The sequence below is a fragment of the Plantactinospora siamensis genome, assembly GCF_042434095.1.
Classification (GTDB): Bacteria; Actinomycetota; Actinomycetes; order Mycobacteriales; family Micromonosporaceae; genus KBS50.
Window position 1 is genome coordinate 457,965 of the sequence record NZ_JBHLUE010000004.1, and the last position, 21,255, is coordinate 479,219.

19 protein-coding genes, 2 tRNA genes and 1 pseudogene are annotated in these 21,255 nt (G+C 74.2%); 9 read left to right on the forward strand and 13 right to left on the reverse strand.

The window, feature by feature from the left end:
• Positions 1 to 8: 8 nt before the first annotated feature.
• Both ACFFHU_RS07005 and ACFFHU_RS07010 read right to left on the reverse strand, forming a co-directional pair.
• The gene (locus tag ACFFHU_RS07005) at positions 9 to 1,109 is read right to left on the reverse strand and encodes a D-alanine--D-alanine ligase family protein (protein ID WP_377336859.1); all 1,101 of its coding nucleotides are present in this window, start codon (positions 1,107 to 1,109) and stop codon (positions 9 to 11) included.
• Between the two features lie 295 nt (positions 1,110 to 1,404).
• Positions 1,405 to 1,635, reverse strand: a complete 231-nt coding sequence (locus ACFFHU_RS07010; protein WP_377336860.1) for a hypothetical protein — start codon at positions 1,633 to 1,635, stop codon at positions 1,405 to 1,407.
• A gap of 294 nt (positions 1,636 to 1,929) precedes the next feature.
• On the opposite strand from ACFFHU_RS07010, the gene ACFFHU_RS07015 reads away from it, so the two are divergent.
• Positions 1,930 to 2,775, forward strand: a complete 846-nt coding sequence (locus ACFFHU_RS07015; protein WP_377336861.1) for a helix-turn-helix domain-containing protein — start codon at positions 1,930 to 1,932, stop codon at positions 2,773 to 2,775.
• Between the two features lies 1 nt (position 2,776).
• Positions 2,777 to 2,986 (forward strand): DUF397 domain-containing protein, encoded by a 210-nt coding sequence (locus ACFFHU_RS07020; RefSeq protein ID WP_377336862.1) that lies wholly within the window; start codon positions 2,777 to 2,779, stop codon positions 2,984 to 2,986.
• A gap of 148 nt (positions 2,987 to 3,134) precedes the next feature.
• On the opposite strand, the gene ACFFHU_RS07025 is transcribed toward ACFFHU_RS07020, so the two are convergent.
• The 5 genes from ACFFHU_RS07025 to ACFFHU_RS07045 form a co-directional block, all read right to left on the reverse strand.
• Positions 3,135 to 4,160: an ROK family protein gene (locus ACFFHU_RS07025; protein WP_377336863.1), complete on the reverse strand. Its 1,026-nt coding sequence runs from the start codon at positions 4,158 to 4,160 to the stop codon at positions 3,135 to 3,137.
• 74 nt (positions 4,161 to 4,234) lie between these two features.
• Positions 4,235 to 5,053 (reverse strand): putative protein N(5)-glutamine methyltransferase, encoded by an 819-nt coding sequence (locus tag ACFFHU_RS07030; RefSeq protein ID WP_377336864.1) that lies wholly within the window; start codon positions 5,051 to 5,053, stop codon positions 4,235 to 4,237.
• Positions 5,054 to 5,059: 6 nt separating this feature from the next.
• On the reverse strand, positions 5,060 to 6,346 hold the full coding sequence (locus tag ACFFHU_RS07035; protein ID WP_377336865.1) for a cystathionine gamma-lyase: 1,287 nt from the start codon (positions 6,344 to 6,346) through the stop codon (positions 5,060 to 5,062).
• A complete protein-coding gene (locus ACFFHU_RS07040) occupies positions 6,343 to 7,341 on the reverse strand; it encodes an NAD(P)H-dependent glycerol-3-phosphate dehydrogenase (RefSeq protein ID WP_377336866.1) in 999 nt (332 codons plus the stop codon). The genes ACFFHU_RS07035 and ACFFHU_RS07040 overlap by 4 nt, the downstream gene beginning before the upstream one ends.
• On the reverse strand, positions 7,338 to 8,108 hold the full coding sequence (locus ACFFHU_RS07045; protein WP_377336867.1) for a lysophospholipid acyltransferase family protein: 771 nt from the start codon (positions 8,106 to 8,108) through the stop codon (positions 7,338 to 7,340). The genes ACFFHU_RS07040 and ACFFHU_RS07045 overlap by 4 nt, the downstream gene beginning before the upstream one ends.
• A 241-nt stretch (positions 8,109 to 8,349) precedes the next feature.
• Here ACFFHU_RS07045 and cofC point away from each other — a divergent pair, with 241 nt between their 5' ends.
• From cofC to ACFFHU_RS07070, 5 genes and pseudogenes are all read left to right on the forward strand, one after another.
• Positions 8,350 to 8,994, forward strand: coding sequence for a 2-phospho-L-lactate guanylyltransferase (gene cofC / locus ACFFHU_RS07050; RefSeq protein ID WP_377336868.1), 645 nt, complete (start codon positions 8,350 to 8,352; stop codon positions 8,992 to 8,994).
• Positions 8,995 to 9,123: 129 nt separating this feature from the next.
• Positions 9,124 to 9,321 (forward strand): cold-shock protein, encoded by a 198-nt coding sequence (locus ACFFHU_RS07055; protein ID WP_377336869.1) that lies wholly within the window; start codon positions 9,124 to 9,126, stop codon positions 9,319 to 9,321.
• Between the two features lie 219 nt (positions 9,322 to 9,540).
• The gene (locus tag ACFFHU_RS07060) at positions 9,541 to 11,760 is read left to right on the forward strand and encodes an RNA degradosome polyphosphate kinase (RefSeq protein ID WP_377337270.1); all 2,220 of its coding nucleotides are present in this window, start codon (positions 9,541 to 9,543) and stop codon (positions 11,758 to 11,760) included.
• 18 nt (positions 11,761 to 11,778) lie between these two features.
• Positions 11,779 to 13,305 carry a CYTH and CHAD domain-containing protein gene (locus ACFFHU_RS07065; RefSeq protein ID WP_377336870.1) on the forward strand — a complete coding sequence of 509 codons (1,527 nt, stop codon included), beginning with the start codon at positions 11,779 to 11,781 and terminating at the stop codon, positions 13,303 to 13,305.
• Positions 13,293 to 14,078 (forward strand): annotated as a pseudogene (locus ACFFHU_RS07070) (NUDIX domain-containing protein); the annotation flags it as partial. The gene ACFFHU_RS07065 and the pseudogene ACFFHU_RS07070, both read left to right, overlap by 13 nt.
• 584 nt (positions 14,079 to 14,662) lie before the next feature.
• On the opposite strand, the gene ACFFHU_RS07075 reads toward ACFFHU_RS07070, so the two are convergent.
• The 3 genes from ACFFHU_RS07075 to leuC form a co-directional block, all read right to left on the reverse strand.
• Positions 14,663 to 15,223 (reverse strand): HU family DNA-binding protein, encoded by a 561-nt coding sequence (locus ACFFHU_RS07075; protein ID WP_377337271.1) that lies wholly within the window; start codon positions 15,221 to 15,223, stop codon positions 14,663 to 14,665.
• Positions 15,224 to 15,441: 218 nt separating this feature from the next.
• A complete protein-coding gene (gene leuD / locus ACFFHU_RS07080; RefSeq protein ID WP_377336871.1) occupies positions 15,442 to 16,029 on the reverse strand; it encodes a 3-isopropylmalate dehydratase small subunit in 588 nt (195 codons plus the stop codon).
• A 14-nt stretch (positions 16,030 to 16,043) separates the two neighbouring features.
• Positions 16,044 to 17,498, reverse strand: a complete 1,455-nt coding sequence (gene leuC, locus ACFFHU_RS07085; RefSeq protein WP_377336872.1) for a 3-isopropylmalate dehydratase large subunit — start codon at positions 17,496 to 17,498, stop codon at positions 16,044 to 16,046.
• 49 nt (positions 17,499 to 17,547) lie between these two features.
• Here leuC and ACFFHU_RS07090 point away from each other — a divergent pair, with 49 nt between their 5' ends.
• Positions 17,548 to 18,234, forward strand: coding sequence for an IclR family transcriptional regulator (locus ACFFHU_RS07090; RefSeq protein ID WP_377336873.1), 687 nt, complete (start codon positions 17,548 to 17,550; stop codon positions 18,232 to 18,234).
• A gap of 280 nt (positions 18,235 to 18,514) precedes the next feature.
• Here ACFFHU_RS07090 and ACFFHU_RS07095 read toward each other — a convergent pair.
• From ACFFHU_RS07095 to ACFFHU_RS07105, 3 genes are all read right to left on the reverse strand, one after another.
• A tRNA-Glu gene (locus ACFFHU_RS07095) sits at positions 18,515 to 18,587 on the reverse strand.
• A gap of 81 nt (positions 18,588 to 18,668) precedes the next feature.
• Positions 18,669 to 18,743: transfer RNA gene (locus ACFFHU_RS07100), tRNA-Gln, on the reverse strand.
• A gap of 100 nt (positions 18,744 to 18,843) precedes the next feature.
• Positions 18,844 to 19,647 carry a fumarylacetoacetate hydrolase family protein gene (locus ACFFHU_RS07105; protein ID WP_377336874.1) on the reverse strand — a complete coding sequence of 268 codons (804 nt, stop codon included), beginning with the start codon at positions 19,645 to 19,647 and terminating at the stop codon, positions 18,844 to 18,846.
• Between the two features lie 381 nt (positions 19,648 to 20,028).
• On the opposite strand from ACFFHU_RS07105, the gene ACFFHU_RS07110 reads away from it, so the two are divergent.
• Positions 20,029 to 21,201, forward strand: coding sequence for a hypothetical protein (locus ACFFHU_RS07110; RefSeq protein WP_377336875.1), 1,173 nt, complete (start codon positions 20,029 to 20,031; stop codon positions 21,199 to 21,201).
• Positions 21,202 to 21,255: the final 54 nt, after the last annotated feature.

The following is a 21,255-nucleotide window of genomic DNA, read 5'->3' on the forward strand; positions in this document are numbered from 1 at the left end:
CCGGTGGCTCAGTGCAGGCCGGTGCCGCGGTGCAGGGCGGTACGGATGAGCCGGTTGACCAGCTTGGGATACTCCAGGCCGGCGGCGGCCCACATCCGCGGGAACATCGACGTCGGCGTGAAGCCGGGCATCGTGTTGATTTCGTTGAGATAGACGTCCAGCTCCGGGGTGACGAAGAAGTCGACCCGGGCGAGGCCCGCGCAGTCGAGCGCGGTGAACGTCCGGCACGCGTAGTCCCGGATCTGCGCGGTCACCCGGTCGGGCAGATTCGCCGGGATGTCGTACTCGCAGGAGTCGTCGAGGTATTTGGCCTCGAAGTCGTAGAAGTCGTGGTCGGTGATCACCCGTACCTCGGCCAGCACCGACGCCTCCGGCGCCCCGCCGGTCTCCCCCTCGAGCACGCCGCACTCGATCTCACGGCCCACGATCGCGCCCTCGACCAGGACCTTCGGGTCCACCTCGCGGGCCTTCGCCACCGCGGCGTCCAGGTCGTCCCAGTCGGTCACCCGGCTGATGCCGAAGGACGAGCCGGCCCGCGCCGGCTTCACGAACACCGGCAGCCCGAGCCGGTCCTTGTCGGCGTCGGGCAGCGTCATCCCGGCGCGCAGCACCGCGTACGGACCGGACGGGATGCCCTCGGCCGCGCAGAGCTTCTTGGTGAACTCCTTGTCCATGGCGGCGGCGGAGGCGAAGACGTTGGACCCGACGTACGGGATGCCGGCCATCTCCAGCAGGCCCTGGATGGTGCCGTCCTCGCCGTAGGCGCCGTGCAGCACCGGGAACACCACGTCGACGCTGGACAGGGCGCTCGGACCGGCGGCCGGGTCGAGCACCAGCAGGCCGTTCCCGGTGGGGTCGGCCGGCAGCACCACGGCCGCGCCGGTGCCCGCGGTGATCTCCGGCAGCCGCCGTTCGCTGATCGCCAGCTGGCCCGGATCCCCGCCGGCCAGCACCCATTGACCGGCCCGGGTGATGCCCACCGGCACCACCTCGTACTCGTCCGGGTCGAGCGCGGAGATCACGCTGCCCGCGCTGACGGCCGAGATGCCGTGTTCCGGGCTGCGGCCCCCGAAGACAACGGCGACACGGGTCTTGCCTGGGCTGGTCACTCAGCTCACCTTTCGTTCGCGCGGCACAGGTGACGGACCATACGCCCGTACGCCCGTGGGGCCGGTGCGTTCCGGGTGACCCTACTCCGCGCCCGGCATGGGGGGCCGACCGGCGTTTAACCACCCGGCGGGCCCGCAAACCCGCCGGACGTGGTCGGCCTGGACCGGTCCGCCCGGCCGTGCCGGCCGGTCTTCCCGCCCAGCCGGTCTTGCCGCCCGGCCGGTCTTGCCGCCCAGCCGGTCTTGCCGCCCGGCCGGTCTAGCCCGGCCCGGCCCGTGGCTCCGGGCGGTCGGCTCAGTCGGCCTGCCCGGGACGGCGGCGGCCGACGGCCAGCACCTTCACCCGCTGCCGGCCGGCGCGGACCATGCCGAGGGCCATGAACGCCCCCGCGATGCGCTCGGCCGCCTCCCGGTCGTTGGCGCCCACGACCTGGCGCCGGCGTTCCGGCGCGGACCGCTCGTCCCGGCCGGTCTCGGTGAGCGGCCGGACATCGGTGAGCACGACGAGATACCGGGTGGTCACCATGGTCCACCGGTCCGTTCGCCGGCGGCCGGGCACGGGCCTCCGGGTCGGCTCCAGATCATCGTCGATCCTCCAGGCGGGCGGCGGGCACGGCGACCGGAGACGGGCACACGGCGACCGGGCACGAGGGGGGCCCGGTCGTCGCGCGCCTCATCCCCCATCACCCACCGCCACCGTCCACGCGACCACTGGCAGTGAGGATGCACATACACATTGGCCGATGGGAAAAAATGAATGCAACTCTCACGGCCGTTCTCTCATGCAGGTATTCCCGTTTGTCTATGCCACTATCGGCCCATGGCCCCGAAAACCGCACGTGCCCGCCGCCTCGGCTTCGCGCTCCGCTCGTTCCGCGAGGCGGCCGGCCTCACCCTCGAGGAGGCAGCCGACGAGATAAACAGCACCCGGAGCACCCTTTCCCGGTACGAGAACGCCCAGACGCTGGTCAGCCCGGCCACCGTACGCGCCCTGCTCACCCTGTACGCGGTGGGTGAGGACGAGACGGCGGCCGCCATCCGGCTGGCCCGGGAGGTCCGCATCCCCGGCTGGTGGCAGTCCTATTCGGACGTCCTCGACCGGCGGACGCTGGACTTCATCGCGCTCGAATCCGAGGCGACGGCCATCGCCAACTTCGAGCCCTGCGTCATCCCGGGCCTCCTGCAGACCGCCGACTACATCCGGTCGGTCATGCGCGGGGCGCCCAGCACCCTGTCCGACAGCGCGGTCGAACAGCGGGTGCAGGCCCGGCTCAGCCGTCAGGAACGGCTGACCGAGCCCGAACCGCCGCTGCTGGACGCCATCTTCGACGAGGCCGCGCTGTTGCGGCCGGTCGGCGGCGCCGGCGTACTGGCGGCACAGCTCAACCAGCTGCTCAAGGTCGCCGAGCTGCCCAACGTCACGATGCAGGTGGTACCGCTCTCCGCCGGCTACCACCGCGGCACGGGCGGCTCGCTGCACATCCTCGAGTTCGCCGACCCCACCGACCCGATCCTCGCCTCGGTGGAAACCGTCGCCGGACAGCTCACCCTGGACCGTCCGGCCGACCTACGCACCTGCACCAGGGTCATGGAGAACCTGCGGGCCGTCGCGCTGAGCCCGGATGCCAGCCGGCAACTGATCGCCCGCCTCGCGAAAGGACACTGACGTGCCGAAGACAACTCCGCAGCCGAGGAGATCCGGCTGGCACAAGAGCAGCCACAGCGGCGACAACGGCGCCTGCGTCGAGGTGCGGGTCGCCGCCGCCGAGGTGGGGGTGCGCGACTCCAAGGACGCGGCGGGGCCGGTCCTGCGCTTCCCGGCCGCGTCCTGGGCGGCCTTCGCGGCCGCCCCGCCCGGCGACCCGGCGCCGCGTTAGGCACCGCGCGCCACCCCGGACCCCTCGTGGCCGACCGGCCTGCGGACCGACACCCGGAGGCCGGCGCGACCGGCCTGCGGACCGACACCCGGAGGCCGGCGTCACGCCGGCTCCGCGCCGCTTCCCCGGCGCGGAGCCGGCGCCCGGGTCAGCCGCGGAGTGCGGTCATGGCGGCGATGGCCACGCCGCGGGCGCCAGCGGCGTCCAGGTCCGGTACGAGGTCGAACCGGACCACGGCGGCCTGCTCGGCCCGCAGGGTCGTGTTCCGGCGGACCTCGTCGAGATACCAGCGGCCGAACTCGGGGGTCGCCTCGACCACCCCGCCGCCCAGGAAGTACGCGTGCGGATCGGTGAAGTTGGCCGCGAGCGTGAACAGCCGGCCGAGCGCCGCGGCCTGCTGGCCGAAGATCCGCAGCGCCATCTCGTCGCCGGCCACCCCGTACCCCCGGACCTGCTTGGCCGCCTCGGCGGGCGAGCCGACCGCGGCGAGCGGGTGGTCGGGGTACCGGCTCAGCCAGTACGGCAGGAGGTTGCGGACGATGCCGGTCAGCGAGGCGAAGCTCTCGGCGTCCCCGGCGAACCCGCAGGCACAGATCGGCACCGGCTGGCCGGGCTCGAGCAGCCCGTCCAGCGGCAGGTGGACGTGACCGAGCTCGCCCGCCATCCCGGCGGCGCCCGAGATCACCAGCCCGCGCTCGACCAGCCCGCCGCCCAGCCCGGTGCCCACGATGGCGGAGACGGACGATCGTTCGGCGGCCGCCGACCCGAAGGCGACATGGTGCGCGTAGAGCGCCGCGGCGTTGCCGTCGTTGTGGTACACGACCGGCAGCCCGAGCTTTGCCTGGAGCGCGCCCCGGAAGTCGAACCCGCGCCACTCCGGCTCGGAGAAGTTCGTGGAACCCTTCGACGAGATGACCCCGTCCGCGCTGGCCGGCCCCGGCGAGTCGAGGCCCACCCCGAGCACCGCGTCCCGGCGCACGCCCACGGCGGCCAGCACGGCGTCCATGGCCTCGGCGAGGGCCGCCACGGCGGCCACCGGCCCGTCGTGCACCCGGCTGGGCGTCTCCACCAACCGGTCGGTCAGGAACTGACCGGCGGAATCCAGCACGGTGGCGTTGTTGCTGGTGCCACCGTTGTCGAGGCCGACCACCACCGGTAGCCGCACGCCGCTCATCGCCCCACCTCTCGCCGCCGCGATCCCGCCGGGTTGGCCGGAGATCCGGGTTTGTTTCACACGTGAAACAGACCCTAACGGGCCGACCGGCGGAACGCCCCCCGTGTGGTCGCTTCCCGGCGGCCGAGCAGCACGGTCGTCCCGGACTCCTCGTCGTGTCGCGCCTCGGGCGTCAGGCCGTGCCGGACCAGCGTCCGGGACAGCTCCCCGGCCTGGTCCGGGTTCGTCTCCACCAGCAGGTGCCCGCCCGGCGCCAGCCAGTCCGGCGCGGCCTCGGCGATCCGGCGCAGCAGGTCCAGCCCATCCGGGCCACCGCAGAGCGCGGCGGCCGGCTCGTACAGCCGCGCCTCCGGCGGCAGGTAGCCGATCCGGTCGGCCGGCACGTACGGCGCGTTCGCCAGCAGCAGGTCGACCCGGCCGCGCAGGTCGGCCGGTATCGGCTCGAAGAGATCGCCGGCCAGCACCCGGGCGCCGACCGGCGCGAGATTGCGGCGGGCGCACGCCACCGCGGCCGGGTCGATGTCGGCGGCCACCGACCAGCCCGGGGCAACCCGGTGCGCCACGGCGAGCAGGATCGCGCCGGTGCCGCAGCACAGCTCCAGGATGCCCGGCCGCTCGCCGGCCACGGACACCGCCGCGTCCACCAGCAGGGCGGTCCGCTGCCGCGGTACGAACACCCCCGGCGCCACCGCGACCCGGTGGCCGCAGAACTCGGCCCAGCCGAGGACCTGTTCCAGGGGCTCGCCGGCCAGCCGGCGCCGCAGCAGCGGTTCGAGCGCCGCCGGCGTCGCGGCCGCGCCGAGCAGCAGCTCGGCCTCGTCCTCGGCGAAGACGCACCCGGCCGCGCGCAGCCGCGCGACGAGGGCCGCCCGGTCGGTCGCCGGCGACGCCACGCGGCCTCAGCCCGCCCGTACCGCGTCGAGCGCGGCCGTGAGGTCCGCGAGCAGGTCCGGGGTGTCCTCGATGCCGCAGGAGAGCCGGACGAACCCGGGCGCGGTGTCGTCGCCCCACTGCGCCCGCCGGTCCGCCGTGGTGTGCACGCCGCCGAACGAGGTGGCCGCGAACACCAGCCGGGCGGCCCGGAGGAACGCCGCCACCCGGCCGGCGTCGCCGAGGTCGAAGCCCACCAGGCCGGGCATCCGGCGCAGCTGCGTCACGGCCACCGGGTACGCGGGGTCGGCCGGCAGGCCCGGCCAGCGCACCCCGGTCACCTCGGGCCGGCCGGCCAGCAGGGCGGCCACGGCGGCCGCGTTCGCCGACTGCCGCGCCAGCCGCAGGTCCAGGGTGGCCAGCGAGCGGTGCGCCAGCCACGCCTCGAAGGCGCCGGGGATCGCCCCGGTCACCTTGCGCCAGGCCCGCAGCCGGCCGGCCAGCGCCGCGTCCCGGGTGGCCAGGTAGCCGAGCAGCAGGTCCGAGTGGCCGGTCAGCGCCTTGGTGCCGGACGCCACCACGAGGTCGGCGCCGAGGTTGAGGGGGCGCTGGCCCAGCGGCGTGGCGGCGGTGTTGTCGACCGCCAGCAGCGCGCCGGCGGCCCGCGCCCGGCCGGCCAGCGCCGCGATGTCGCAGACGTCGAGGCCCGGGTTCGCGGGCGTCTCCAGCAGCACGAGCCGGACGCCGGCCAGGTCCGGGTACGGCCCGGCCGTGCGGACGAGCGTGACGTCCACCCCGAGTTCCCGGAGGGTGTCGGTGGCGAACGCCCGCACCGGGAAGTAGCCGTCGGCCGGCAGCACCACCCGGTCACCCGGGCGGAGCAGCGCCAGCAGCACGCCGGTGATCGCGGCCTGGCCGCTGGCGAAGGTGAGGCAGTCGCCGCCCTCCAGCTCGCCGATGGCCGCCTCCAGCAGCCGCAGGCTGGGGTTGTCCGGCCGCCCGTAGGAATCCGGCGCCGCGGCCGGCCCGACCGCCGGATCCAGGTGGTAGGGCGCCGCGAAGACCGGGCCGGGCAGGAACGGCCGTCCGGGCTCGGGGTCCGGCAGACCAGCGTGTACGCACCGGGTGCCGTCGCCGTACCCGCCGGCGCCGTGCGGATCCCCGCCGCCGCCGGGCGCGGTCCCGCCGGACGCAACCCCGCCGGGCGCGGTCCCGCCGGGCGCGGTCCCGCAGGACGCAACCCCGCCGGGCGCGGTCCCGCCGGGCGCGGTCCCGCCGTCGCCGGATGCGGCCGGAGCGCCGCCGGGCTCGCTCATTCCGGCTTCGGCGACCGGGCCATCAACGCGGCCATCGCCACCCGCGGGTAGACGCCCTCGTGGCACACCAGCTCGACCTGCTCGGTGATCGGCATCTCGACGCCGTGGATCCGGGCGAGATCCCGGATCGACAGGCAGCTCTTCACGCCCTCGGCGGTCTGCCGGGTGGCCGCCTGAGCCTGTTCGAGGGTCTCCCCCCGGCCCAGGTGCTCGCCGAAGGTCCGGTTCCGGGCCAGCGGCGACGAGCAGCTGGCCACCAGGTCGCCCATTCCGGCCAGGCCCGCGAAGGTCAGCGGGTCGGCGCCGAGCGCCACCCCCAGCCGGGCCGTCTCGGCCAGTCCCCGGGTGATGAGCATGGCCCGGGTGTTGTGCCCCAGGCCCATGGCGGTGGCCATCCCGTACGCCAGCGCGATGACGTTCTTGACCGCGCCGCCCAGCTCCGCGCCGATCACGTCGTCGTTGGTGTACGGCCGGAAGTACGGCGTGGCGATTGCCCGCTGCACGAACGTGGCCCGGTCGATGTCCGAGCAGGCGACCACGGTGGCCGCCGGCTGTTCGTCGGCGATCTCCGGCGCGAGGTTGGGGCCGGAGACCACGGCGACCCGGTCGGCCGCCACCCCGGCCGTCTCCACGATCACCTCGCTCATCCGCCGGGTGGTGCCCAGCTCGATGCCCTTCATCAGGGACACCAGCGTGGCGTCCGGGTCGAGGAAGCCGGCCCACTTGGCGAGGTTGCCGCGCATGGTCTGGGATGGCACGGCCAGGGCCACCAGGTCGGCGCCGGGAATCGCCTCGGCCGGATCAGTGGTGGCGCTGACCCGTTCCGACAGCCGCAGGCCCGGCAGGTACTCGGGGTTCATGCCGGTGGACCGGATGTTCGCGGCCACCTGTTCCCGCCGGGCCAGGATCCGCACGTCCCGGCCGGCGTCGGCGAGCAGCTTGGCGAAGGCCGTACCCCAGGATCCGGCGCCCAGCACGACGGCGTGCCGGCTCATGATCCGCTCTCCTGCGGACGCGCGTCGGCATCGGCATCGGCGTCGCGCGCCACCCCGCGCGGGGCGGCGCCGGCCTCCCTGGACCACAGCGGCGGCGGGTCCTGGCCGCGCAGCTCGGCCACCAGGTCCCGGATCCGCAGCATGATCTCCTCGGTCATCTGGTCGAGGGTGGCCCGGCTCGGGCTGGCCCCCGCCCACCGGCCCAGGTCCACCGGCGGACCGGCGGTGACCTTCATCCGCAACCCGGGGCGCAGGTCGACCTTCTTCGTCCGGGGATCGAAGATCTGCTCCGGTCCCCACATCGCCACCGGCACGACCGGCGCGCCGGTGGCGAGCGCGAGCCGGGCCGCGCCGGTCTTGCCGCGCATGGGCCAGAGATCCGGTTCCCGGGTGGTGGTCCCCTCCGGGTAGATGATCACGGCGGCGCCGTCGTGGACCGCCGCCACCAGCTCGTCGAGCGAGCGGGCGGCATCCACCGTTCCCCGCTCCACGGGGATCTGCTTCACCCGGCGCAGGATCCAGCCGACCACCGGCACCTTGAAGACGCTGGCCTTGGCCAGGTATTGCGGCCAGCGCCCGGCGTCGTACACGTAGTGCGCCGAGACCAGCGGGTCGGCGTGCGAGATGTGGTTGGGCACGATGATCAACCCGCCGGCGGGCGGCAGGTGCTGCTGGCCAGACCATTCCCGGCGGGTCCACACCACCAGCGGCGGCTTGACCAACAGGACCACGAGACGTCGCCAGAATCCCAGCCTGCGCCGCGCCACCGTGCCTCCTCGGATACCCCACCGCCGGCGCCGTCGGCGACGCCCGCAGCCGAAATCATGCCTGCTCGCCCCGGCGGCGGCCAGCGAGGGGCCATCCCGGGTCGGCGCCGTGGCGCCGGTCCCGGGCCGCCCCGGCGTTAAGAAGGGCCCCTTCCTATGCGAAAAGCGATAACAGGGGGCCCTTCCTTCGCCGGGCCGACGCCGTGCGGAGCGCCACGGGGGCGGCTGGCAGGATTGCCGTGTGAGCGGGTCGATCTGGACGGCGGTGCTGGCGGTCAAGCGCCTGGACGCGGCCAAGAGCCGGCTGCGCGGCGCGCTCGACGAGGTGCCGCACGAGCGCCTGGCGCTGGCTCTGGCCACCGACACCATCGCGGCGGCCGTGGCCTGCCCGGACGTGGCGGACGTGCTGGTCGTCACCGGCGAGGACCGGCTGGCCGAGGCCCTCGAGCCACTGCCCGTGCGGCTGGTCCCCGAGGGCGACGAGGGCGACCTCAACCGGGCCTTCGCGCTGGGCGCCGAGCTGGCCGCCGGGAGGCCGGTGGCCGCGCTCACCGCCGACCTGCCGGCGCTGCGGCCCGTGGAGCTGGCCGCCGCGCTGCGCGCCGCCGCGGCCGAGCCGCCGGAACGGCGCTTCGTGCCGGACACCCCGGGCACCGGCACGGTGCTGCTCGCCGCGCCCGCGGGCGTACCGCTGGCGCCCTGCTTCGGCCCCGGGTCCGCCGCCGCGCACGCGGCGTCCGGGGCGCGCCCGCTGCGCGGCGCCTGGCCCAGCCTGCGCCGGGACGTCGACACGGCGGCCGACCTGGCCGCGGCCGCGGTGCTCGGGCTGGGCCGGCACACGGCGGCGCTGGTGGGCCGGCTGTACGCCGCACCGCTGAACGGCTGACAGACCCCCGGCACACCGGTGGGCCTCCCAGCAGAAAGATCTTGGATCTCGCTGCCCCGCGCGGGGTGGCGAGAATCCAAGATCTCAAGTCGCTCTCCCCGCAGGGGCGACGGGGGTACGGTGCTCGGTATGCAGGGGACGGTGGCGACCTTCGACCCGGCGACGCGGTCGGGCACCCTGCTGCTCGATGACGGCACCCGGCTGGACTTCCCGGCCGCCGCCTTCGACGCCTCCGGGCTCCGGCTGCTCCGGCTGGGTCAACGGGTACGCGTCGAGCAGTCGCCGGACGGCCGGATCGACCGGGTGACGCTGCCGACCTTTCAATGATCAACAGGCGGTTTGTTCATGTTTCGTTAACCCCGATCGGGTGATGATGGTTTGGTGACCCCGCCCGACCGCGCCCCCGCCCCCGACGAGAACCACCGTGCAGACTCCCGGCGAGCGGCCGGCCCGGCCGCCGGCGACCGGGCGGACACGACCGCCCCAGGCGACCGGGCCGACGCCTCCGCCGGGACGCCGATCCCGGACGACGGCACGCCCACCCCGATGCTGAGCAACGGCCGGCCGACCGGTTCCCGCTCGCGCGGCCCCGACGGCCGGTTCCGGCCCACCGGCGGGGCGGCCGGGGATCCGGCGGGTTCGGACGACATCCCGATGCCCGACGACGACCTGCCGCCGGCGCCCGACCCGCTGCCCGAGGATCGCTTCCTCAACCGGGAACTCTCCTGGCTCGATTTCAACGCCCGGGTGCTGGCCCTGGCCGAGGATCCGGGCACCCCGCTGCTGGAACGGGCCAAGTTCCTGGCCATCTTCGCCAGCAACCTGGACGAGTTCTACATGGTCCGGGTGGCCGGGCTGAAGCGCCGGCTGCAGGCCGGGTTGCCGGTGCGCGGCGGCGACCGGCTGCCGCTGCGGACCCAGCTGGAGCTCATCGGCGAGAGGACGGCCGACCTGGTGGCCCGGCACGCCCGGTGCTTCGTCCAGGACGTGCAGCCCAAGCTCGCGGCCGAGGACATCCACCTGCTGCGCTGGAACGACCTGCCGGAGTCCGAGCGCGAGCGGCTGCGGATCTATTTCCGCGAGCACATCTTCCCGGTGCTCACCCCGCTCGCCGTGGACCCGGCGCACCCGTTCCCGTACATCTCCGGGCGGTCGCTCAACCTGGCCGTGGCGGTCCGGGACCCGGACGGCGGGCCCCGGTTCTTCGCCCGGGTCAAGGTGCCGAACAACGTGCCCCGGTTCGTCCGCGTGGAGCAGGAGGCGCCCGGCGTCCACTTCCTGCCGGTGGAGGATCTCATCTCCACCCACCTGGGCCAGCTCTTCTCCGGGATGGTGGTGGACGAGTGCCACCTGTTCCGGGTGACCCGCAACGCCGAGGTCGAGGTCGACGAGGACCGCGACGAGGACCTGCTGCAGGCGCTGGAGCGGGAGCTGGCCCGCCGCCGGTTCGGCCCGCCGGTACGCCTCGAGGTGGACGCCTCGATCTCCGACGAGGTGCTCGAGCTGCTGGTCCGCGAGCTGGACATGGACGCCCACGACGTGCTCCGGGTGCCCGGCCTGCTGGACCTGGCCTCGCTGTGGCAGGTCTACGAGGAGTGCGACCGGCCCGACCTCAAGGACCGCCCGTTCGTGCCGGCCACCCATCCCCGGCTGGTCGAGGGCGAGGTGCCGCGCAGCGTCTTCGCCACCCTGCGCGACGGCGACGTGCTGGTACACCACCCGTACCACTCGTTCTCCACCAGCGTGCAGCGGTTCATCGAGCAGGCCGCGGCCGATCCGAACGTGCTGGCCATCAAGCAGACCCTCTACCGCACCAGCGGCGACTCGCCAATCGTCGACGCGCTGGTCGAGGCGGCCGCCGCCGGCAAGCAGGTGGTGGTGCTGGTGGAGATCAAGGCGCGGTTCGACGAGCAGGCCAACATCGGCTGGGCCCGGATGCTGGAACGGGCCGGCTGCCACGTGGTGTACGGGCTCGTCGGGCTCAAGACGCACTGCAAGACGGCGCTGGTGGTCCGGCAGGAGGGCGGCCAGCTGCGGCGGTACTGCCACATCGGCACGGGCAACTACCACAGCAAGACGGCCCGGCTGTACGAGGACTTCGGCATGCTCACCGCGGATCCGGCCGTCGGCGCCGACCTCACCGACCTGTTCAACGTGCTCACCGGGTACAGCCGGCAGACCGCCTACCGGCGGCTGCTGGTGGCCCCACACGGCATCCGGACCGGCCTGATCGAACGGATCGAACGGGAGATCGAGCACACCCGGCTGGGCAACCGCGGGCTGGTGCAGATCAAGGTGAACGCGCTGGTCGACGAGGAGGTCACCGACGCGCTCTACCGGGCGTCCCGGGCCGGCGTCCAGGTGGACCTGCTGATCCGCGGGATGTGCATGCTGCGGCCCGGCGTACCGGGGCTGTCGGACAACATCCGGGTCCGGTCGATCCTGGGCCGGTTCCTGGAACACTCCCGCGTCTTCCGGTTCGGCAACGGCGGCGCCGGCGAGTTCTGGATCGGCTCGGCCGACCTCATGCACCGCAACCTGGACCGCCGGGTGGAGGCGCTGGTCCAGGTCGCCGATCCGGTGGCCCGGGCCGAGTTGGACTTTGTGATGTCCGCCGCCATGAGCGACGACGTGGAGGCGTTCGAACTGTCCGCCGACGGCAGCTGGCACCGCCGCGTCGGCACGCCGGACCGGCCGCTCATGCACCTGCAGGAGGCGCTGCTGCGCCGGGTCGAGGGCAGCGTGACCCAAGCGGCCACGGCATGACCGGGCTAGGGTCGATCGATGCTTGAGGAGGAACGCAAGTACGAGGTCGACCCGGGCTTCGTGCTGCCGGACCTGATCGCGAGCCTGCCGAAACACAGCCGAGTGCTGGAGCACCCGCCGGCCACGCTCACCGCCACCTACTTCGACACCCCCGATCTCCGGCTGGCCCGGGCCGGCGTCTCGCTGCGGCACCGCCAGGGCGACGAGCGGCCGTGGACGGTCAAGCTGCCCACCGGGACCACCGGGGTACGCCACGAGATCTCCCGGGCCGGCCGCCGGGGCAGCCCGCCGGCCGACTTGGTGGCGCTGGTGACCGCGTACAGCCGGGGCGCCGGACTGGAACCGGCCGCGGTGGTCCGGACCGTGCGGCGGGCGTACGACGTGCTGGACGCCGGCCGGCTGCTGGCGGAGATCGCCGACGACGCGGTGGAGGTGCTGCACGGCAAGCGCGTCACGGCCACGTTCCGGGAGCTGGAGGTCGAACGCAAGAGCGATGACCGGGAGCTGCTGGACCGGCTCGAGCCCGCGCTGGTGGCCGCCGGCGCGCGGGCCGGCAGCTTCGTGCCGAAGCACGTGCGCGCGCTGGGTCCGGCGGCCGCCGGGCCGCCCGATCTGGTGCCGGCCGGCGACCTGCCGGCCAAGCCGACGGCCGGCGACGTGGCCGTGGCCGCCATCCGGCGCGACGTGGCGCGGATCCTGGAGCACGACCCCCTGGTACGCCTCGGCGAGCCGCTGCCGGACGGCGACACCCCGGTGCACCAGATGCGGGTCGGCTGCCGCCGCCTGCGCAGCGATCTGCGGACCTTCGGGCCGCTGCTGGCCGGCGGCTTCGCCGATCCGCTGCGCGACGAGCTCAAGTGGATCGCCGGCGTGCTCGGCGAAGCCCGGGACGCCGAGGTGCAGCGGGAGCGGTTGCGGCTGACCGCCGCCGCCGACCCGGTCAGTCCGCTCGACACCGCCGCCGTAGACCGGCTGGACGCGCTGCTGGCGGCCCGCCAGGAGCGGGCCCTGGCCGCGGTGGCCGAGGCCCTCGGGTCGGCGCGCTACCGGGCGCTGGTCGGGGCGCTCGTGGACGCCACCCGGGAGCCGCGACTCACCGCGGCGGCCGCCAGGAAGGCCGCCGACGTGCTGCCCGGGCTGGTGGCCAAGCCGTGGCGGCGGCTGGCCGGCGGGGGCGGGGACCGGATCGCCCCGCAGCAGCTGGGAGCGCTCGACCCGGACGAGCGGTGGCATGCCGTACGGATCGAGGGCAAGAAGGCCCGGTACGCGCTCGACGCGGTGGCGCCGGTGCTCGGCGGCGGCCCGCGGCGGCTGGCCAAGGCGCTGTCCCGGGTGCAGTCGCTGCTCGGGGAGCACCAGGACGCCCACGTGGCCGCCCAGACCTGGCTCGAGCTGGCCGCGGAGCTTCCGCACGACCATGCGGTCGCCGTCACGGCGGGTCGGCTGTTCGAGCGGGAGCGGGCCGCCATCCGGGCGGCACGGGCGGAGTTTCCCGAGGCGTGGCAACGGGCCGACGAGCAGGGTCGGACGGGTTGGCTGCCGTGACCGCCGTTCGGGCGGCCGGCGGGGTGCTGCACCGGGGCGCCGGCGCCGAGGCCGAGGTGTGCCTGGTGCACCGGCCCCGGTACGACGACTGGTCGCTGCCCAAGGGCAAGCTGGAGCCCGGGGAGCACCCGATGCTCGCGGCCGTCCGCGAGGTGGCCGAGGAGACGGCCGTCGCGGCCGTGCCGCAGGTCCGGCTGCCCGGGACGCGTTACCGCAGCGACGGCCGTCCCAAGGCGGTCGATTACTGGTCGATGCGGGTTGCCGGGTACGGCGAGTTCCGGCCGCACGACGAGGTGGACGAGGTGCGCTGGCTACCCGTGCCGGCCGCCGTCGAGCTGACCAGCTACCCGCACGACCGCCGGGTTCTGCTGGCCTTCGCCGAGCTGCCCCAGGTGTCGTGCGAGCTGGCCGTGGTCCGGCACGCCAGCGCGTACAAGCGGGGCACCTGGACGGCGCCGGACAACGCCCGCCCGCTGGACCCGGACGGGCGTCGGCAGGCCGCCGCGGTGGCGCCGTTGCTCGCGCTGCTGCGCCCGGTACGCCTGCTGTCCGCCCCGGCGCTGCGCTGCGTGCAGACCCTCGACCCGCTCGCCGAGCGGCTCGACCTGTCGATCGAGGTGGACTCGGACCTGGCCGAGCCGAAGCCCGGGCAGGACGCGCAGGAACGGGCCCTGGCCCTGGCGGGCCGGCTGGCCGAGCTGGCCGTCGAGGGGCAGCCGGTCGTGCTGTGCAGCCAGGGCAAGGTGCTGCCGCCCGCGCTCGACCTGCTAACCGCGATCGCGGCAGTCGCCGCGCCGGACGGGGCTATGCCGGACGTCGTTACGCCGGACGGGGTTGCGGCGGACGGCGTTGCGGCGGATGGCGTCGCGCCGGGTGGCGTCGCGCCGGGTCGCGTCGCGCCGGGTCGCGTCGCGCCGGCCGGGGCGGCGCCGGCCGTCGGGCGGGCCCGGCGCCGGGACCATGACACGGCCAAGGGCACCGGATGGCTGCTGGCCTTTTCGGGCGGCCGTCTCGTGGCCGCGGATTCCCTGTCCCCCGCGCCCTGACAAACCCCCCGGCCCACGGTGTCGCCGAAGCGTGCGTGGCGCGGGCGCGGGCGCCTGCACGGCGCGGGCGGCGGGAGCCGCGACGCGGCACGGGCGGCGACACGGCACGGGCACCGGCACCGGCACCGCACGGGCGGCGACACGGCACGGGCACCGGCACCGCACGGGCGGCGCGGCGCCAGGCACGGGCACCGGCACCGCACGGGCACGGGCAACGGGCACCGCACGGGCGCGGGCGGCGACGTGGCGGACAGCGTCGGGGGCGGCCACCAGTGTGGTGACCGCCCCCGAGGCGTCCGCGCCGTCCCCGATCAGCGCCGGGCCGTGGTCTTCTTCGCCGGCGCCTTCTTGGCGGCCGTCTTGGTGGCCTTCGCCGTGGTCTTCTTGGCGGTGGCCTTGGTCGCGGTCTTCTTGGCGGCCGTGGTCGTCTTGGTGGCCGCCTTCGTCGCCGTCTTCTTGGCCGTGGTCTTCTTCGCGGCGGCCGTCCGCGAGGTGCCGGCCTTCGTCGCCTTGGCGGTCGACTTGGCCGGGGCCTTGGTCGCGGTCGTCCGGGCCGGGCCGGTGGACTTCTTGGCCGCCACGGTGCTCTTCGGAGCGCGGCCGCTGGCCACCATCTCCTTGAAGCCCGTGCCCGCCTTGAAGGCGGGAACCGATGTCTTCTTGACCTTGACCGGTTCCCCGGTCCGTGGGTTGCGGGCTGTTCGCGCCCCGCGCTCCCGCTTTTCGAAGCTACCGAAGCCGGTGATTGCCACCTTCTCGCCCTTGGCCACCGACGCCTGAATCTCCGCCAGGACCGCGTCGAGCGCCGCCGTCGCCGTCTTCCGGTCCCCGAGGCGATCCGTGAGCGCCTCGATGAGCTCGGCCTTGTTCACGACTTCCTCCTGATGTGCAACTGGACTCAACGCGAGCCATTCTGCGCGCACCGTATGCCCTGTGACCCGCGGAAACAAACATCTGCTCCAAAAAATCCCTTGTGTCGTAACGGATTCTCGCCACAAGGGCCGCTTCGCGGGGCCGGAAGACGTGATGTGGCACGGGATTCGCCCCGGCCGGGACGGCTCTTTGGGTGCCGCACCCGGCCGTGGCGGCGCTATCCCACCGTCGGCAGGAACGCCGGTCTGGTCCGCTCGAAATCGGTGATCAGCGATTCGTGGCGAAGCGTGAGTCCAATGTCGTCCAGCCCTTCGAGCAGCCGCCACCGGCTGAAATCGTCGAGCGGGAAGGGCCATCGACCCGCACCGGCCCGCACCTCGCGCAAGATCAGATCTACCGTGACGGTCACCGATGGATCGCTTTCCGTCAGGTCCCACAATTGCTCGATGGCGGCCAATTCCAACTCGACCGGCAGCAGGCCCTCCTTGAGAGCGTTGCCCCGGAAGATGTCGCCGAAGCGCGGTGCCAGCACGGCCCGGAATCCCCAGTCGCGCAGCGCCCAGACGGCGTGTTCCCGCGACGATCCGGTGCCGAACTCGGGCCCGGCCACGAGAATCGACGCGTTCGCCCGGGCGGGTTCGTTGAGCACGAATCCGGGATCCTGCCGCCACGCCGCGAACAGCGCGTCCTCGAAACCCGTTCGGGTCACCCGCTTGAGGTAGACGGCGGGGATGATCTGATCCGTATCCACATTGGAACGCCGGAGCGGCACGGCCGTCCCGGTGTGCACGGTGAACTTTTCCATGTCCGTCCCCTCGTCTACAGGTCCGCCGGCGCGGCCAGCCGGCCCAGCACCGCGGTGGCGGCCGCCACCGCCGGCGACACCAGGTGGGTACGGCCGCCGCGGCCCTGCCGGCCCTCGAAGTTGCGGTTGGAGGTGGAGGCGGAGCGCTCCCCCGGCCGCAGCGTGTCCGGGTTCATGCCCAGACACATGGAACAGCCGGCGAACCGCCACTCGGCGCCGGCGTCCGAGAAGATCTTGTCCAGCCCCTCGGCCTCGGCCGCCTCGCGGACCGCGGCCGAACCGGGCACCACGAGCATCCGTACCCCGTCGGCCACCCGGCGTCCCCGGATCACGTCGGCGGCCGCCCGCAGGTCCTCCAGCCGCCCGTTCGTGCAGGAACCGAGGAAGACCACGTCCACCGGCACGGAGCGCAGCGGCGTACCGGGGCGCAGGTCCATGTATTCCAGGGCGCGCCGCGCCGCCGCCCGATCCTGCGGGGAGGACAGCTCTTCCGGGTCCGGGACCGTACCCTGCAGCCCGATGCCCTGACCGGGGTTGGTGCCCCAGGTGACGAACGGGCTGATCCGGCCGGCGTCCAGCAGCACCTCGGCGTCGTACCGGGCGCCGGCGTCGGAGGCCAGGCTCCGCCAGTGGGCGACCGCCTCGTCCCACGCCGCGCCCGTGGGCGCGTGCGGCCGGCCGCGCAGGTAGGCGAAGGTGGTCTCGTCCGGCGCGATCATGCCGGCCTTGGCGCCCCACTCGATGGACATGTTGGCCACCGTCATCCGGCCCTCCATGGAGAGCGCTCGGATCGCCTCGCCGCGGTACTCCACGACGTAGCCCCGGCCGCCGCCCGTGCCGACCTGGGCGATGAGGGCCAGCACGAGGTCCTTGGCGGTGACCCCGGGGGCCAGCTCGCCGGTGACCGTGACGGCCATGGTCTTCGGGCGGTGCTGCGGCAGGGTCTGGGTGGCCAGCACGTGCTCGACCTCGCTGGTGCCGATCCCGAAGGCCAGGGCGCCGAACGCGCCGTGGGTGGAGGTGTGCGAGTCGCCGCAGACGATGGTCATGCCGGGCTGGCTGAGGCCCAGCTGCGGGCCGATGACGTGCACGATGCCCTGCTGGTCGTCGCCGAGCGCGTGCAGCCGGACGCCGAACTCGGCGCAGTTGCGCCGCAGCGTCTCGAGCTGGGTCCGGGACGTGACGTCGGCCACCGTGAGCAGGTCACCCCGCCGGGCCGAGGCGCCGGGTTCGGCGTACCCGGTGGGGGTGTTGTGGTCCTCGGTGGCCACCGTGAGGTCCGGCCGGCGGACCGGGCGACCCGCCGCCCGCAGGCCATCGAAGGCCTGCGGGCTGGTCACCTCGTGCACCAGGTGCAGGTCGATGTAGAGCAGGTCCGGTTCGCCGTCGGCCGCACGCACCACGTGCGCGTCCCACACCTTCTCGGCCAGGGTCCGCGGCATCGACCGCTGATGAGTGTCTCCCACCATCTGGACATCCTAAAGTTTGGGAGGTAAGTTTCGTCTTGTGGGACACAGTATGAGTGGTGTCGGCGTCCTCGACAAGGCGGTCGTCATCCTTGCCGCCTGCGTGGACGGCGCCAGCCTGGCCGAACTCGTCGAACGCACCAAGCTGCCCCGGGCCACCGCGCACCGGCTCGCGCAGGCGCTGGAGATCCACCGGATGCTCGTACGGGACCCGCAGGGCCGGTGGCGCCCCGGGCCGCGCCTGGGCGAGCTGGCCAACGCCGCGCCCGACGTGCTGCTCACCGCGGCCGAGCCGCTGCTCACGGCGCTGCGCGACGCGACCGGCGAAAGCGCCCAGCTCTACCTGCGGCGGGCCGACGAGCGGATCTGCGTGGCCGCCGCCGAGCGGGCCAGTGGACTCCGTGACACCGTGCCGATCGGCTCGGTGCTGCCCATGACGGCCGGGTCCGGCGCCCAGGTGCTGCTGGCCTGGGAGCCGCCGGAGGCGGTGATGCCGCTGCTGCCGCGGTGCAAGTTCACCGGGCGCACCCTCGCCGAGGTGCGGCGGCGCGGCTGGGCGCAGAGCGTGGCCGAGCGCGAGGCCGGGGTGGCGAGCGTCTCCGCCCCGATCCGCGACCGCACCGGCCGGGTGATCGCCTCGATCAGCGTCTCCGGCCCCATCGAGCGGCTCGGCCGCCGCCCCGGCGACCGGCACGCCATGGCCGTCGTCCGCGCCGGCCAACGCCTCAGCGGCCTCTAGCCCCCAACCCCCCACCCCCAACCCCGCCCCCCCGCTCCCGCCCCCGCTCCCCGCCGATCTTGCACTTTTGGCCCGGGAAAAAGGGTTGAAGGGCGCGAAACGGGGGCCCAAAGTGCAAGATCGCGCAATGGAGGCGCGGGGTGCGGGCGGCGTGGGGAGGTTGCTTGGGGCGGGGGGTCGGGGGGGTCGGGGGTTCGGGGGTTTGGCGGACAGAGCCGGCGGGTGGCGGGCACAATGAGAAACGGCCCGCATCACCGGAGTGACGCGGGCCGTGCATCTGTAGCCCCGACCGGATTCGAACCGGCGCTACCGCCTTGAGAGGGCGGCGTCCTAGGCCGCTAGACGACGGGGCCAGGACTTTCCCTTGCTGATCTCGCGATCAACGCCGCTGAACTCTACCAGAGACCAGCGACCGACACCCTCGCGGGCATCGGTGGCTGGGGTACCAGGACTCGAACCTAGACTAACTGAACCAGAATCAGTCGGGCTGCCAATTACCCCATACCCCACCGGCGCTTTGCAGCGCCGGGAATGAACTCTACCGGGTGCGGTGGGGCCAGCCAAATCGACCCCCGGAAACCGCCTCCGACCAGCGGAAAAACCCGCCGGTCAATCCACCGCCACCACGGGGTTGGACAGTTCGCCGATGCCATCGATACGCACGGTCACGGTCTCGCCGTTCTCCAGCGGGCTGACCCCGGCCGGTGTGCCGGTGAGCACCACGTCACCGGGCAGCAGCGTCATGACGTGCGAGATGTACGAAACCAGCCCCGGTACGTCGAAGACCATGTCCCGGGTGCGCCCCAGCTGACGTACCTCCATCTCGTCCGGCGTGGTGCCGACCTCGCAGCGGATCTCCAGGTCGGTGACGTCCAGCCCGGTGGTGATCCACGGTCCGAGCGGGCAGAACGAGTCGAAGCCCTTGGCCCGGGTCCACTGCCCGTCCGAGCGCTGCAGATCGCGCGCGGTCACATCGTTGGCGCAGGTGTAGCCGAAGATCGCGCGCTGCGCCGCGGTCCGGTCGGCGCGGCGCGCGCCCGGCGGGCCGATCACCACCGCGAGTTCCGCCTCGTGCTCGACCTGCTTGGACTGTTGCGGCAGCCGGATGGCGTCCCGCGGCCCGACCACCGAGGTGGACGGCTTGAGGAAGAGCAGCGGCTCCTTGGGCACCTCCGAGCCGTGCTCGGCGGCGTGTTCGGCGTAGTTGCGGCCGACGCACACCACCTTGCTGGGCAGGATCGGCGAGAGCAGCCGTACGTCGGCCAGGGCCCAGCGTTCTCCGCTGAAGCTGATCTGGCCGAACGGGTGGCCCTCGATCTCGGCGACGGTCAACGCGTCCGGACCGGCGCCCGGTTCACCCTCGACCGCGCCGAACGACATTCCCTTGGGATGAGCGAAACGAGCGATACGCACCCGGCCAATCTAGCCGCCCGCCCGCCCGGGTTGCGCCGGGCCGCGACGACAGCGCCCGGCCGCGACGACAGCACCGGGCCGGGATGGCGGTCCATGCTGTGGCAGCAGCAGCAGCAGCGGCGGGCCGGTACGGCACGGGACCGGGCGGCGCCCCTGTGGCGCCGGGTGGCGGCCGGGCGACGCCCCTGTGCGGCCGGGTGGCGGCCGGGCGGCGCCCCTGTGCGGCCGGGTGGCGGCCGGGTGGCGGCCGGGTGGCGCCCCTGTGGCGTCGGGTGGCGGCCGGGCAGGGTAACGCAGGTTACCGGGCGCCCGCGGCGGTTCCGCCGTTGCGGGCCGCCGCATCCGCGGGCCCGCCTAGCGTCGGCCGTGGGAGGAACAAAGATGCGTGCCACTCTGCCTGCCGCGCTGGCCGCGGCCGCCGTCTCCGTGCTCGTCCCGGCGCCCGCGCCGGCCTCGGCCGCGCCACCGGCCGTCGCGCTCGCGGTGGTGCCGGTCGGCCACCAGTTGCCGTCGTACGACATCCAGGTGCGCAACGGCACGGCCACCTCGGTGAGCACCACGATCCGGCAGGAGCTGCCGGCCGGCCTCGCGCCGATCGCCATCAGCCACGGCGGGCACGCCGACGCCGCCGCACGGCCCGGTGGCGGCACCGACCTGAGCTGGCAGATCCGGGTTCCGGCCGGGCGGACCGAGACGGTCAGCGCCACCCTCAGCAGGCCGGCCACCAACGCCGACCTGACCGCGCCGGCCTGCGCGTTCAGCACGGGCAGCGCCGTACCGGACGACTGCGCCACGGCCACCTGGCAGGCCTCGACGGGCATGTTCGGGTCCGCCTCGACGCCCTGGTGGCGGCGGCCCGGCGTACTCGGTCTGTTCGGCGCGGCGGTGCTGCTGCTCGGCGCGGCCCTGCTGGCGGTCCGCTCCCGACGCCGCCGTCGGGCCGCCGACCGGGCCGGAGCCCGCGAGGTGGTCGCGCACAGCGAGCCGAACGTCTATCCCCGGCCGCCGCGGGCGGCCGCGCCCCCGGTGGTACGCCCGCCGCGCCGCCGCCCGCCGCTGTGGGCCACCATGGCCGCGCTGCTGCTGGTGATCGGGCTGATCTCCGGAGCGGCGCTGTGGGTGGCCACCGCACGGGTGAGCGCCATCGAGGGCTCGCGGCAGCCCTCCAGCGGCGCGTGGAGCGGGTCGGCCACGCAGGGCACGGTGGGTACGCCGCTGCACGAGTCGGCCTTCGAGTTCACGGTCTACCAGGTCTCCTGCCCCGCGGGGCGGGGCTGCACGGTCACCGTGGGCGTCCGCAACGCCTCCGACCGGGGGCAGCGGTGGTACGCCCAGATGCAGCGGGCGTACCTGCCGGACGGCAACTGGGTGGACGCCGACGACGCCGCAACCCGGGTCGCCAACCGGAACACCGACCAGTTCGCCGACCCGATCCCGCCCGGGGAGCGCCGGCTGGTGCCGCTGGTGTTCCCGGACACCGGCGGCCAGCGGCCCACCGCGGTCGAGCTGCGCAGCAGCGTGTTCTCGGCCGGCGCCCGCGTCACCCTGAGCTGACCGGCAAGGAAGGGCCCCTTCTTATCGTTTTTTGTATAGGAAGGGCCCCCTGTT